Source organism: Vibrio sp. 10N.237.312.B06, from assembly GCF_041464685.1.
Taxonomy (GTDB): domain Bacteria; phylum Pseudomonadota; class Gammaproteobacteria; order Enterobacterales; family Vibrionaceae; genus Vibrio; species Vibrio tasmaniensis_A.
Genome location: NZ_JBFSPI010000005.1, coordinates 1 through 13,542, shown reverse-complemented (window position 1 = coordinate 13,542; position 13,542 = coordinate 1). Strand labels below are relative to the sequence as shown.

Here is a 13,542-nt window from a genome sequence, read left to right as displayed (position 1 = left end):
GCATTTGTCGTCATGAAAAGGGGCAAGGAAAGTGAACTTTTTAGAGCTCAAGAATCGCGCAGGAAATTCTCCTGTGTTGAGCCGCTTATTAGAAAATGGATTTGTACTTCAGCAGAAACTAAGCCTAGCGATGTGTTGTATGTTGATTGCAGCTTCCGCATGGATTTTAGGGCAGCTTGCATGGTTTATTGAACCTGCTGAGCAAACCGTCGTGCCTTGGAAAGCAACAGCTTCATCATTTTCTACTCCTCAATCGACCCTTGATATCTCTTCTTTGCAGCGGAGCAACCTTTTTGGTGCCTATAACCCAACCACGCCAGTTGTGGTTGAACAGCAAGTTATCCAAGATGCGCCAAAGACACGATTAAATCTAGTTTTGGTCGGTGCTGTTGCCAGTTCTAATCCAAAACGGAGCTTAGCGGTGATCGCTAATCGCGGTACGCAGGCGACCTACGGAATTAATGAAGAGATAGAAGGCACTAGAGCTAAGCTTAAAGCCGTATTAGTCGACCGTGTCATTATTGATAACTCTGGGCTAGACGAAACCCTGATGCTTGAAGGTATTGAGTACAAGCGTTTGTCTGTATCAGCGCCTGCGCCACCTCGTACCTCTTCTTCTGTGCGTGGCAACAACCCAGCTTCTGCAGAAGAGAAGCTAGATGAAATTAAAGCGAAGATAATGAAAGATCCGCAACAAATCTTCCAATATGTTCGACTGTCTCAGGTGAAACGCGACGATAAAGTGATTGGTTATCGTGTGAGCCCTGGCAAAGATTCAGAACTTTTTAACTCTGTTGGGCTCCAAAACGGAGATATTGCCACTCAGTTAAATGGACAAGACCTGACAGACCCTGCTGCTATGGGCAACATATTCCGTTCTATCTCAGAGCTGACAGAGCTAAACCTCGTCGTCGAGAGAGATGGTCAACAACATGAAGTGTTTATTGAATTTTAAAACTTTGCGTCTAACGAAGGACGAAAGTGTAGGAGAAGTACGTGAAGCATTGGTTTAAGAAAAGTGCATGGTTATTGGCAGGAAGCTTAATCTGCACACCCGCAGCCATCGCGAGTGATTTTAGTGCCAGCTTTAAAGGCACTGATATTCAAGAGTTTATTAATATTGTTGGTCGTAACCTAGAGAAGACGATCATCGTTGACCCTTCGGTGCGCGGAAAAATCGATGTACGCAGCTACGACGTACTCAATGAAGAGCAATATTACAGCTTCTTCCTAAACGTATTGGAAGTGTATGGCTACGCGGTTGTCGAAATGGACTCGGGTGTTCTTAAGATCATCAAGGCCAAGGATTCGAAAACATCGGCAATTCCAGTCGTTGGAGACAGTGATACGATCAAAGGCGACAACGTGGTGACACGTGTTGTGACGGTTCGTAATGTCTCGGTGCGTGAACTTTCTCCTCTGCTTCGTCAACTAAACGACAATGCAGGCGCGGGTAACGTTGTGCACTACGACCCAGCCAACATCATCCTTATTACAGGCCGAGCGGCGGTAGTAAACCGTTTAGCTGAAATCATCAAGCGTGTTGACCAAGCGGGTGATAAAGAGATTGAAGTCGTTGAGCTAAAGAATGCCTCTGCGGCAGAAATGGTACGTATTGTTGATGCGTTAAGCAAAACCACAGATGCTAAAAACACCCCTGCCTTCCTACAGCCTAAATTAGTTGCCGATGAGCGTACCAATGCAATTCTTATCTCAGGCGACCCTAAAGTACGCAGTCGTTTAAGAAAGTTGATTGAACAGCTTGATGTGGAAATGGCGACTAAGGGTAACAACCAAGTTATCTACCTTAAATACGCAAAAGCGGAAGACTTAGTCGATGTGCTGAAAGGCGTGTCTGACAATCTGCAATCAGAGAAACAAACATCAACTAAAGGCAGTTCATCGCAGCGAAACCAAGTGATGATTTCCGCTCATAGTGATACTAATTCGTTGGTGATTACCGCACAGCCAGACATCATGAACGCGCTGCAAGACGTGATCGCTCAACTCGATATCCGTCGTGCTCAAGTTTTGATTGAAGCCTTAATTGTTGAAATGGCAGAAGGTGACGGCGTTAACCTAGGTGTGCAGTGGGGCAACCTAGAAACGGGTGCCATGATTCAGTACAGCAATACCGGTGCATCGATTGGCGGTGTGATGGTAGGTCTAGAAGAAGCAAAAGACTCGACAACAACTAAAGCTATTTACAATAAGGATAATAAGTTCCTACGTAATGAAACCACGACAAAAAAGGGTGACTATTCAACCTTGGCTTCTGCACTGTCTGGTGTTAATGGTGCAGCTATGAGCGTGGTCATGGGTGACTGGACTGCCTTGATCAGTGCGGTAGCAACCGATTCAAACTCAAACATTCTGTCTTCTCCAAGTATTACGGTGATGGATAACGGCGAAGCGTCGTTTATCGTTGGTGAAGAGGTGCCTGTTTTAACCGGTTCGACAGCGGGTTCAAGTAACGACAACCCATTCCAAACGGTTGAACGTAAAGAAGTGGGCATCAAGCTTAAAGTGGTGCCACAAATCAATGAAGGTGACTCGGTTCAACTGCAAATAGAACAAGAAGTATCGAACGTATTAGGGGCAAACGGGGCCGTAGATGTTCGTTTTGCTAAGCGTCAGCTAAATACGTCAGTGATTGTTCAAGATGGTCAAATGCTGGTGTTGGGGGGCTTGATTGACGAGCGTGCACTGGAGAGTGAGTCTAAGGTCCCATTCTTGGGTGATATTCCTGTTCTTGGACACCTGTTCAAATCAACCAGTACTCAGGTTGAGAAAAAGAACCTAATGGTATTTATCAAGCCAACCATTATTCGGGATGGCATGACTGCAGATGGTATCACACAACGCAAATACAACTTTATCCGTGCTGAGCAACTGTACAAGGCAGAGCAAGGCTTGAAACTGATGGATAACGATAATATTCCAGTACTTCCTAAGTTTGGCGATAGCATGAATCATCCTGCTGAAATCCAAGCCTTCATCGATCAAATGGAAGCAGAATAATGGCTGAATTGGTAGGGGCGGCACGTACTTATCAGCGCTTGCCGTTTAGCTTTGCGAATCGCTACAAGATGGTGTTGGAATATCAGCACCCGGAGCGCGCGCCAGTACTTTATTATGTTGAACCTCTGAAATCGGCGGCGATCATTGAAGTGAGCCGTGTTGTGAAAAATGGCTTCACGCCACAAGCGATCAGCGCAGACGAATTTGATAAAAAACTGACGGACGCGTATCAGCGTGACTCGTCGGAAGCTCGACAGTTAATGGAAGATATTGGTGCCGACAATGACGACTTTTTCTCGTTAGCGGAAGAGTTGCCACAAGACGAAGACTTGCTTGAATCAGAAGACGACGCACCGATCATCAAGTTAATTAATGCGATGTTGGGTGAGGCGATTAAAGAAGGCGCTTCGGATATTCATATCGAAACCTTCGAAAAGTCACTGTCGATCCGTTTCCGTATTGATGGTGTGCTGCGCGATGTATTAGCACCAAGCCGTAAGTTGGCTCCGCTGTTGGTTTCGCGTGTCAAGGTTATGGCTAAGCTGGATATTGCGGAAAAACGCGTGCCACAAGACGGTCGTATTTCTCTACGTATCGGTGGCCGAGCGGTTGATGTGCGTGTATCTACCATGCCTTCTTCACACGGTGAACGTGTGGTAATGCGTCTGTTGGATAAAAACGCCACTCGTCTAGATCTACACAGTTTGGGTATGACGGCAGAGAACCACGAGAACTTCCGTAAACTTATTCAGCGCCCACACGGTATTATCTTGGTTACCGGTCCTACGGGGTCGGGTAAATCAACGACCTTGTACGCTGGCCTGCAAGAACTCAACAGTAACGAACGCAACATCCTTACCGTTGAAGATCCAATCGAATTTGATATTGATGGTATTGGTCAAACACAGGTAAACCCTAAGGTTGATATGACCTTTGCGCGCGGCTTACGTGCGATTCTTCGTCAAGACCCGGATGTGGTAATGATTGGTGAGATCCGTGATTTAGAGACTGCTGAGATCGCTGTTCAAGCCTCTTTGACGGGTCACTTAGTCATGTCGACTCTTCACACCAATACGGCAATCGGTGCGATCACGCGTCTGCGTGATATGGGCATTGAACCTTTCTTGATCTCTTCTTCTCTGCTGGGTGTTTTGGCTCAGCGCTTGGTTCGTACTCTGTGTAACGACTGTAAAGAACCTTACGAAGCAGATAAAGAACAGAAAAAGCTGTTTGGTATGAAGAAGAAAGAGAGCCTCACACTTTACCATGCAAAAGGTTGTGAAGAGTGTGGCCATAAAGGTTATCGAGGTCGTACCGGTATTCATGAGCTACTGATGATTGACGATTCGGTACAAGAGCTGATTCACAGTGAAGCTGGAGAACAGGCAATTGAGAAAGCGATTCGTGGCACAACCCCAAGTATTCGAGATGATGGCTTGAGCAAAGTTCTGAAAGGGGTAACGTCCTTAGAAGAAGTGATGCGAGTGACTAAGGAAGTCTAGTATGGCGGCATTTGAATACAAAGCGCTGGATGCCAAAGGTAAGAGCAAAAAGGGTTCGATTGAAGCGGATAATGCTCGTCAGGCTCGCCAACGTTTAAAAGAACAAGGTTTAATGCCGGTTGAGATGACCGAAGCTAAGGCGAAAAATGCGAAAGGTACTCAGCCTTCGACCAGCTTTAAGCGTGGTATCAGTACGCCAGATCTTGCGTTGATTACTCGTCAAATATCCACGCTCGTTCAATCAGGCATGCCGCTAGAAGAGTGCTTGAAAGCGGTCGCTGAGCAGTCTGAAAAGCCACGTATTCGAACTATGTTACTGGCAGTCCGATCTAAAGTGACAGAAGGTTACTCGCTAGCGGATAGCTTGTCTGATTATCCACACATCTTCGATGAACTGTTTAGGGCCATGGTTGCGGCGGGTGAGAAGTCTGGTCACTTAGATGCGGTATTGGAGCGACTGGCCGATTACGCAGAAAATCGTCAGAAGATGCGCTCTAAGCTGCTACAAGCGATGATCTACCCTGTGGTGCTGGTGGTGTTTGCGGTGACGATTGTTTCGTTCCTGTTGGCAACCGTGGTACCTAAGATCGTCGAGCCTATTATCCAAATGGGCCAAGAGCTTCCTCAGTCGACACAATTTTTATTGGCATCGAGTGAATTTATCCAGAATTGGGGCATCCAATTACTGTTGTTGATCATTGGTGTGATTGTGTTGATTAAGACCGCGCTCAAAAAGCCGGGTGTTCGCATGAGCTGGGATCGCAAACTATTGAGTATTCCGCTGATCGGCAAGATTGCGAAAGGGATCAATACCTCTCGTTTTGCACGAACACTCTCAATTTGTACCTCGAGTGCGATTCCAATCCTTGAAGGGATGAAGGTCGCGGTTGATGTGATGTCGAATCAACATGTGAAACAGCAAGTATTACAGGCTTCAGACAGTGTTAGAGAAGGCGCAAGCTTACGTAAAGCGTTGGATCAAACCAAACTCTTTCCACCGATGATGCTGCATATGATCGCCAGTGGTGAGCAGAGTGGTCAGTTGGAACAGATGCTGACAAGAGCGGCAGACAATCAAGATCAAAGCTTTGAGTCGACGGTCAATATCGCGTTAGGCATTTTCACCCCAGCGCTTATCGCGTTGATGGCCGGTTTGGTGCTGTTTATCGTGATGGCGACGCTGATGCCGATGCTTGAAATGAACAATTTAATGAGTGGATAACCTACTGCTCATCAGGCGTTAGTTTTTGGATTATCGAGAAGAAGGGCATTATTACCTTCAACTCGCTATCTGTAATTTGGAGAAAATAATGAAAAATAAAATGAAAAAACAGTCAGGCTTTACTCTATTGGAAGTGATGGTTGTTGTGGTTATTCTTGGTGTTTTAGCTAGCTTTGTTGTTCCTAACCTTTTGGGTAACAAAGAGAAGGCGGATCAACAGAAAGCCATCACGGATATCGTGGCGCTAGAGAACGCGCTAGATATGTACAAACTGGATAACAGTGTTTACCCAACAACGGATCAAGGCCTTGATGGATTGGTTTCTAAGCCAAGCAGTCCAGAGCCTCGTAACTACCGTGACGGTGGCTACATTAAGCGTCTGCCTAACGACCCATGGGGCAATGAGTACCAATACCTAAGCCCAGGTGATAACGGTACTATCGATATCTTTACGCTTGGTGCTGATGGCCAAGAAGGTGGTGAAGGTATCGCTGCGGATATCGGTAACTGGAACATGCAAGATTTCCAATAAGCTTCGGCTTATTGTTTTATAGGTTATTGAGCTTGATACGTTATTGATGGTAGGACGTAAACAGATGGAGTCTACAAGGTGAAAACTAAGCAAACACAGCCAGGTTTCACCTTGATTGAGATTCTTTTGGTGTTGGTATTACTGTCAGTAACGGCGGTCGCGGTGATCGCGACTATTCCGACCAATAGCAAAGATGTCGCCAAAAAATACGCTCAAAGTTTTTATCAACGAGTTCAATTACTCAATGAAGAGGCTATTTTGAGTGGCTTGGATTTTGGCGTTCGTGTCGATGAAAAGAAATCGACTTACGTTCTGATGGCTCTGAAGTCAGAAGGTTGGCAAGAAGTCGAATTTGAAAAAATCCCCTCTTCAACTGAATTACCGGAAGAACTCGCGTTGTCACTGACTTTAGGTGGTGGCGCATGGGAAGACGATGATCGTTTGTTCAATCCCGGAAGCTTGTTTGATGAAGATATGTTTGCGGATCTTGAAGAGGAAAAAAAGCCCAAGCCACCTCAGATATACATCTTGTCGAGTGCTGAAATGACGCCATTTGTATTATCGTTTTATCCAAATACCGGAGACACCATACAAGATGGTTGGCGTATTCGGGTGTTGGATAATGGTGTGATTCGACTGCTAGAGCCGGGAGAAGAAGATGAAGAGGAATAACCGTTCTCCTTATCGTTCTCGTGGTATGCCTTTTGGTTCTCGAGGAATGACTCTGCTTGAAGTATTAGTTGCGCTCGCTATCTTCGCTACGGCGGCGATCAGTGTGATTCGTGCTGTCACCCAACACATTAATACCCTCAGTTATTTAGAAGAAAAAACCTTCGCGGCGATGGTTGTTGATAACCAGATGGCCTTAGTCATGCTGCATCCTGAGAAGCTTAAAAAAGCGCAGGGCACGCAAGAGTTAGCGGGAAGAGAGTGGTTCTGGAAGGTGACTCCCATCGATACCAGCGATAATTTATTAAAGGCGTTTGATGTGAGTGCAGCAACCAGTAAGAAAGCGTCTCCAGTGGTCACGGTGCGCAGTTATGTGGTCAATTAAAAGCGTGTCGTTAGCTAAGAGCAAGTCGCCAAGCGAGAGCATGTCCGCCAATAAGCGAGAGCCTCGTAAACAAGGTCTATCTTCAAAAGGGAGAGGCTTTACTTTAATCGAAGTTTTGGTCTCGATTGCCATCTTTTCCACGTTAAGCATGGCGGCTTATCAGGTAGTAAATCAGGTCCAACGAAGCAATGAACTCTCTATTGAGCGCAGTGCTCGTTTAAATCAACTGCAACGCAGTTTAGTCATTTTAGATAATGATTTTCGCCAGATGGCGGTACGACAATTTCGTACCAATGGTGAAGAAGCATCATCTAAGCTGATCCTAATGAAAGAGCATTTACTGGATTCCGACAGTGTTGGCATTATGTTTACTCGCCTTGGTTGGCACAACCCACAGCAGCAGTTCCCTCGCGGAGAAGTCACCAAAGTAGGCTACCGCATAAAAGAGGAAACGCTTGAGCGTGTATGGTGGCGTTACCCCGATACACCTGCCGGCCAACAAGGTGTGATTACTCCTCTGCTTGATGATGTTGAGAACCTGGAGTTCGAGTTTTATGACGGAAGCCGCTGGGGCAAAGAGTGGCAAACCGATAAATCACTGCCTAAAGCGGTGAGACTTAAGCTGACACTGAAAGATTACGGTGAGATAGAACGTGTTTATCTCACACCAAGTGGCGCCTTAGATCAGGTCGATGATTCTGCAAATAGTGACTCTTCAGGCAGTAATGAGGGGAATAATGATTCATCAAACTAATAAGCCTGCACTGACAAGGTCTGCTGTGGGTCGTAAACAGCGTGGTGTCGCGCTGATCATTATTCTGATGCTTTTGGCGATCATGGCAACAATAGCTGGCAGTATGTCGGAGCGTCTGTTTACGCAATTCAAGCGCGTTGGCAATCAACTGAATTACCAACAGGCTTACTGGTATAGCATTGGTGTAGAAGCGCTTGTCCAAAACGGTATTAGGCAAAGTTATAAAGATAGTGATACGGTGAACTTAAGCCAGCCATGGGCGTTAGAAGAGCAGGTATACCCATTGGATTATGGCCAAGTTAAAGGGCGTATCGTTGATGCGCAGGCTTGTTTCAATCTTAATGCGCTCGCTGGGATTACGACGACATCAAGTAACCAAACCCCTTATTTAGTGAAGGTTTGGCAAACCTTGCTGGAAAACCAAGATGTGGAGCCTTATCAGGCTGAGGTTATCGCAAATTCAAGTTGGGAATTTCTGGACTCTGATACTCGAGCCTCCTCTTCTACGGGTGTAGAAGACAGCACTTATGAGGCGATGAAGCCAGCTTATTTGGCGGCGAATGGCTTAATAGCAGATGAATCGGAGCTGCGAGCCGTTTATCAGGTCTCTGGTGAGGCAATGGAAAAGGTACATCCATTTATTTGCGCTTTGCCCACTGATGATTTCCGATTAAACGTGAATACCATCTCGGAAAAGCAGGCATCTTTACTGGAAGCAATGTTTGCACCCGGTCTAAGTGAATCGGACGCCAAACAGCTGATAGACAAGCGCCCATTTGATGGCTGGGATTCGGTGGATGCGTTTATGGCTGAGCCTGCTATTGTAGGTGTGAGTGCAGAAGTCAGCAAACAAGCGAAAGCATATTTAACTGTAGATAGCGCCTATTTTGAGCTAGATGCAGAGGTATTAGTTGAGCAGTCTCGTGTACGTATACGAACGCTTTTCTATAGTAGTAATAGAGAAACAGTGACGGTAGTACGCCGTCGTTTTGGAGGAATCCGTGAGCGAGTTTCTGACCGTTCGACTGAGTAGCGAGCCACAAAGCCCAGTGCAGTGGTTGGTTTGGTCGACAAGCCAACAAGAAGTGATAGCAAGTGGTGAGCTGTCTAGCTGGGATCAGCTTGATGAGTTAACGCCTTACGCTGAAAAGCGTAGCTGTATCGCTTTATTGCCGGGAAATGAGTGCTTAATTAAGCGTGTTGAAATTCCGAAAGGTGCTGCTCGCCAGTTCGACTCTATGCTGCCATTTTTGTTAGAAGACGAAGTGGCACAAGATATCGAAGACTTACATCTAACCATTTTAGATAAAGATGCAACGCACGCTACTGTGTGTGGTGTAGATCGCGAGTGGTTAAAACAAGCTTTAGACCAGTTTCGCAAAGCCAATATTATTTTCCGTAAGGTGCTACCAGATACACTAGCCGTGCCTGTTGAAGATCAAGGCATCAGTGCATTGCAAATCGACCAGCATTGGCTATTACGTCAAGGTCATTATCAAGCGGTATCGATCAGCGAAGCATGGTTACCGATGTTTATGCAAAGTGATTGGGTTGTAGCTGACGACGAAGAACAACCTACGACTATCTTCAGCTACACCACAATGCCGAGCGATGATGTACAGCAGCAAAGCGGTATGGAATGGCAAGCAAAGCCTGCGGAATTGGTGATGTCCTTATTGAGCCAACAAGCGATCACAAGCGGCGTAAATTTACTGACTGGCACCTTTAAAACCAAATCTTCTTTCAGTAAATATTGGCGTGTATGGCAGAAGGTGGCGATTGCTGCTTGCTTGCTGGTGGCCGTGATTGTGACTCAACAAGTGTTGAAGGTGCAGCAATACGAAGCACAGGCACAAGCCTATCGCATGGAGAGTGAGCGTATCTTTAGAGCCGTTCTGCCAGGCAAACAACGAATTCCTACAGTAAGCTACCTTAAGCGTCAGATGAATGATGAAGCTAAGAAATACGGTGGCTCAGGCGATGGTGACTCCTTACTTGGTTGGTTAGCATTGCTGCCAGAAACGTTAGGACAAGTGAAATCGATCGAAGTCGAAAGCATTCGCTATGATGGCAATCGTTCTGAAGTTCGATTACAAGCTAAAAGCGCTGATTTTCAACATTTTGAGACGGCTAAAGTAAAACTTGAAGAGAAGTTTTCCGTTGAACAAGGGCCATTGAACCGTAATGGCGATGCCGTATTTGGCAGTTTTACCCTTAAACCCCGTCAGTAACTGCGCAAGGAGATCAGTGATGAGAAATATAATTGAACCACTCCAAGCGTGGTGGACTTCAATAAGTCAAAGAGAGCAACGATTAGTCGTTGGTTGCTCAATTTTATTGGTAGTAGGTATCATTTATTGGGGGCTAATACAGCCCCTCAGTCAGCGAGCTGAACTGGCACAGAGTCGCATTCAAAGTGAAAAGCAACTACTGGCTTGGGTTACCAATAAAGCCAATGAGGTGGTTGAACTAAGAGGCAATGGTGGCATTAGTGCTAGTCAGCCTCTGAATCAATCCGTGCCCGCATCTATGCGTCGCTTCAAGATTGAATTGATACGAGTGCAACCACGTGGCGAGATGCTGCAAGTGTGGATTAAACCTTTGCCATTTAATCAATTTGTTGATTGGCTGACATACCTGAAAGAAAAGCAGGGTGTTGAGGTTGAGTTTATGGATATTGATCGCTCTGATAGCCTTGGGGTTATTGACGTCAACCGACTACAGTTTAAATGAGGTTAATGTGAAACGCGGTTTATCTTTTAAGTATGGTTTGTTATTTAGCAGCATCTTTATCGTTTTTTTCTCGGTAAGTTTGTTGCTGCACTTGCCAGCTTCTTTTGTTCTCAAACATGCGCCCGTTGTACGTGGTTTAAGCATTGAAGGTGTTGAGGGTACGGTTTGGCAAGGTCGCGCTAACAATATTGCGTGGCAGCGTGTCAATTACGGCTCAGTGCAGTGGGACTTCCAGTTCTCTAAGCTATTCCAAGCCAAAGCAGAACTTGCGGTTCGCTTTGGACGTAACAGCGACATGAACTTATCTGGTAAAGGGCTTGTCGGGTATAGCATGAGCGGTGCTTACGCGGAAAACTTAGTGGCATCAATGCCTGCTAGTAACGTGATGAAGTATGCGCCTACTATCCCAGTGCCAGTGTCTATTGCAGGACAAGTTGAACTGACTATCAAACATGCGGTTCATGCTCAACCTTGGTGTCAATCGGGTGAAGGTACGCTTGCTTGGTCGGGCGCTGCGGTTGATTCTCCGGTTGGCTCGTTAGATTTTGGCCCTGTGATTGCTGACATCAGTTGTGAAAACAGCACTGTTTCAGCGCAAGGTAATCAGAAGAGTGCTCAAGTTGATAGTGAGTTTTCTGCGAGCGTAACGCCAAATCAAAGCTACACCTCGGCTGCATGGTTTAAGCCGGGCGCTGAATTCCCACCTGCGATGCAGAGTCAGCTTAAGTGGTTGGGCAACCCTGACAGCCAAGGTAAGTACCAGTTTACCTACCAAGGTCGTTTTTAATCCGGTATCTACTTCTGAACTAGCATCCGTTGGTTATCAAATAACGAGATATAAAAAATGGGCACCTCAATGAGGTGCCCATTTTATTTGTTCTGAGAATCTAGAGGATATCTGACGGTTAAAGAGAGCAAACAAGCCTAGTCTTTACCTTGTAAGATTTCTGCCCACGGTAAGTCAGCATCACCAAGCACAATGAAGTTCGGGTTCTCAAGCGTCTCTCTTTCATTGTACGAAAGCGGCTCTAACTGGGTACTTAAGATTCGTCCGCCAGCTTCTTCAACAATGCACTGGGTTGCTGCGGTATCCCACTCTCCGGTTGGTCCAATACGTAGATAACAGTCCACAGCACCTTCTGCGACTAAACATGCCTTAAGCGCAGCAGAGCCAAGAGGAACTAAGTCGTAGTTCCAAGCAGAGCTCATACGGTTAGTTATTCGATTGATGTCTTGGCGACGGCTGATTGCCATCGCGATCGATTGGTTTGGCAGCTCGTGACGATGCGTTTTGATTTTAACGCTGTCATTAAGGTCTGGAATTTTCCATGCACCTTTACCACTGTAAGCGTAATAACTCACACCTGAAACCGGTGCGTATACCACGCCCATTACTGGCTTGTTGTGTTCGATTAGGGCAATAATTGTCGCGAAATCGCCACTTCTTGCAATGAACTCCTGCGTACCATCCAGCGGATCAACCAACCAGTAGCGATCCCATTGAGAACGTTGTTCTAGGCTGATATCAGCGGCTTCTTCCGATAACACCGGAATATCAGGTGTCAGTTCGCTAAGTTTTTTCGAGATCAGTTTATGAGCGGCGAGATCAGCACTAGTGACGGGCGTATCATCACTCTTGGTAAACTCTTCGTAATCTTTTTTCTCGTAGATTTCTAAGATCAGTTGCCCAGCAGAGCGAGCAATCTCAATGACAGAGGGCAGCAGGTGAGACAAATCTTTTGTTATTGGCATAAATATTCTCTTACTCTTCGAGTGATTCTGACTGTTTTAATTATTGTTTAATACGCGAAGGGCTAATAGTAGGGCGGTAATACTGCGAGCCTCACAGAAGTCGAGATGCGTTAACAGTTCTTCGGCTTGAGCAAGTGGCCAGCGCACAATGTCTAGTGGCTCTGGTTCATCACCTTCTAGTTTCTCTGGGTAGAGCTCTTCTGCGATAAACAGCGTCATCTTGCTAGAGAAGTAAGAGGGTGCAAGGATCACTTCTTTTAGAGGAGTAAGCTTGTTGGCACCAAAGCCAATCTCTTCTTTTAGTTCACGAACGGCGGCTTCATTTGGTTGTTCGCCGGGATCAATTAGACCTTTTGGGAAGCCGAGTTCATAGCGCTCTGTACCCGCAGCGTATTCACGCACTAACAGAATATCGCCTTGTTCAGTAATCGGAACCATCATGACTGCGTTTCGGCCGCTGGGCTTCATACGTTCGTAAGTGCGCTCTTCACCGTTTGAAAAGCGTAAATCGAGAGACTCGATAGAGAACAGTTTTGATTGAGCGACAGTTTGCTGAGCCAAAATTTCTGGTTTGGTCCTTTTTGTCATTGCGCTCACTCCTTAACTCATTGGAATTCTTTCTTATAAAGTCATTCTAATATAGGGGAAATGACGGTGAGTTCCTAGATCCTAGATTTCATATCCTAGAATTATTGGAGCAGGAACCGATTGCGATCACTTGAATACCTTACTGCAAATGGTAACGCCTCACTATTGTTGGCATTGAACGGGAAATATACGGTTCAGGAGTGCTTCTGCTGTTTTAAACACAAAAAAAGGTTGATGCTTGCGCATCAACCTTTTGATTGAATCTTTAACTATCTACTGGCTAAGACTGTATGAGTGCTTAGTCGTAGGAGCACTTAGTTGTAAAGTGCCTAGGGCGTGTTGATCTTTGCTGTACATTTCGCGTTCAACAATACATCGGTAGCC

The 13,542-nt window shown here is 45.9% G+C and carries 14 protein-coding genes; 12 read left to right on the top strand and 2 right to left on the bottom strand.

Features of this window, described 5'->3' with window-relative positions:
- The first annotated feature begins 31 nt into the window (after window positions 1-31).
- The 12 genes from gspC to AB6C75_RS02190 all read left to right on the top strand — a co-directional run bounded on the left by gspC (window position 32) and on the right by AB6C75_RS02190 (window position 11,605).
- Window positions 32-955, top strand: coding sequence for a type II secretion system protein GspC (gspC, locus tag AB6C75_RS02245; protein WP_372106697.1), 924 nt, complete (start codon window positions 32-34; stop codon window positions 953-955).
- Window positions 956-996: 41 nt separating this feature from the next.
- The gene (gspD, locus tag AB6C75_RS02240; protein WP_372100560.1) at window positions 997-3,021 is read left to right on the top strand and encodes a type II secretion system secretin GspD; all 2,025 of its coding nucleotides are present in this window, start codon (window positions 997-999) and stop codon (window positions 3,019-3,021) included.
- Window positions 3,021-4,523 (top strand): type II secretion system ATPase GspE, encoded by a 1,503-nt coding sequence (gene gspE / locus AB6C75_RS02235; protein WP_009848025.1) that lies wholly within the window; start codon window positions 3,021-3,023, stop codon window positions 4,521-4,523. The genes gspD and gspE overlap by 1 nt, the downstream gene beginning before the upstream one ends.
- 1 nt (window position 4,524) lies before the next feature.
- Window positions 4,525-5,745, top strand: a complete 1,221-nt coding sequence (gspF, locus tag AB6C75_RS02230; RefSeq protein WP_009848024.1) for a type II secretion system inner membrane protein GspF — start codon at window positions 4,525-4,527, stop codon at window positions 5,743-5,745.
- An 88-nt stretch (window positions 5,746-5,833) separates the two neighbouring features.
- A complete protein-coding gene (gspG, locus tag AB6C75_RS02225; protein ID WP_009848023.1) occupies window positions 5,834-6,277 on the top strand; it encodes a type II secretion system major pseudopilin GspG in 444 nt (147 codons plus the stop codon).
- 78 nt (window positions 6,278-6,355) lie between these two features.
- Entirely contained in the window at window positions 6,356-6,949 is a 594-nt protein-coding gene (gene gspH, locus AB6C75_RS02220; protein WP_009848022.1) for a type II secretion system minor pseudopilin GspH, read from the top strand.
- Window positions 6,936-7,331: a type II secretion system minor pseudopilin GspI gene (gspI, locus tag AB6C75_RS02215; RefSeq protein WP_017099560.1), complete on the top strand. Its 396-nt coding sequence runs from the start codon at window positions 6,936-6,938 to the stop codon at window positions 7,329-7,331. Before gspH ends, gspI begins: the two co-directional genes overlap by 14 nt.
- Complete coding sequence (gene gspJ, locus AB6C75_RS02210) at window positions 7,318-8,085, top strand: type II secretion system minor pseudopilin GspJ (RefSeq protein ID WP_372106693.1); 768 nt, start codon at window positions 7,318-7,320, stop codon at window positions 8,083-8,085. Before gspI ends, gspJ begins: the two co-directional genes overlap by 14 nt.
- Complete coding sequence (gspK, locus tag AB6C75_RS02205; protein ID WP_372106691.1) at window positions 8,069-9,118, top strand: type II secretion system minor pseudopilin GspK; 1,050 nt, start codon at window positions 8,069-8,071, stop codon at window positions 9,116-9,118. Before gspJ ends, gspK begins: the two co-directional genes overlap by 17 nt.
- Window positions 9,087-10,316, top strand: a complete 1,230-nt coding sequence (gene gspL, locus AB6C75_RS02200; RefSeq protein WP_372106690.1) for a type II secretion system protein GspL — start codon at window positions 9,087-9,089, stop codon at window positions 10,314-10,316. Before gspK ends, gspL begins: the two co-directional genes overlap by 32 nt.
- Before the next feature lie 19 nt (window positions 10,317-10,335).
- Window positions 10,336-10,818 (top strand): type II secretion system protein M, encoded by a 483-nt coding sequence (locus AB6C75_RS02195; protein ID WP_009848017.1) that lies wholly within the window; start codon window positions 10,336-10,338, stop codon window positions 10,816-10,818.
- Between the two features lie 7 nt (window positions 10,819-10,825).
- Complete coding sequence (locus AB6C75_RS02190) at window positions 10,826-11,605, top strand: type II secretion system protein N (protein WP_372106689.1); 780 nt, start codon at window positions 10,826-10,828, stop codon at window positions 11,603-11,605.
- Window positions 11,606-11,742: 137 nt separating this feature from the next.
- Here the strand turns inward: AB6C75_RS02190 and cysQ are convergent, their stop codons facing one another.
- Entirely contained in the window at window positions 11,743-12,570 is an 828-nt protein-coding gene (gene cysQ, locus AB6C75_RS02185; protein ID WP_009848015.1) for a 3'(2'),5'-bisphosphate nucleotidase CysQ, read from the bottom strand.
- A 36-nt stretch (window positions 12,571-12,606) separates the two neighbouring features.
- Window positions 12,607-13,158 (bottom strand): ADP compounds hydrolase NudE, encoded by a 552-nt coding sequence (gene nudE / locus AB6C75_RS02180; protein WP_009848014.1) that lies wholly within the window; start codon window positions 13,156-13,158, stop codon window positions 12,607-12,609.
- Between the last annotated feature and the right edge of the window lie 384 nt (window positions 13,159-13,542).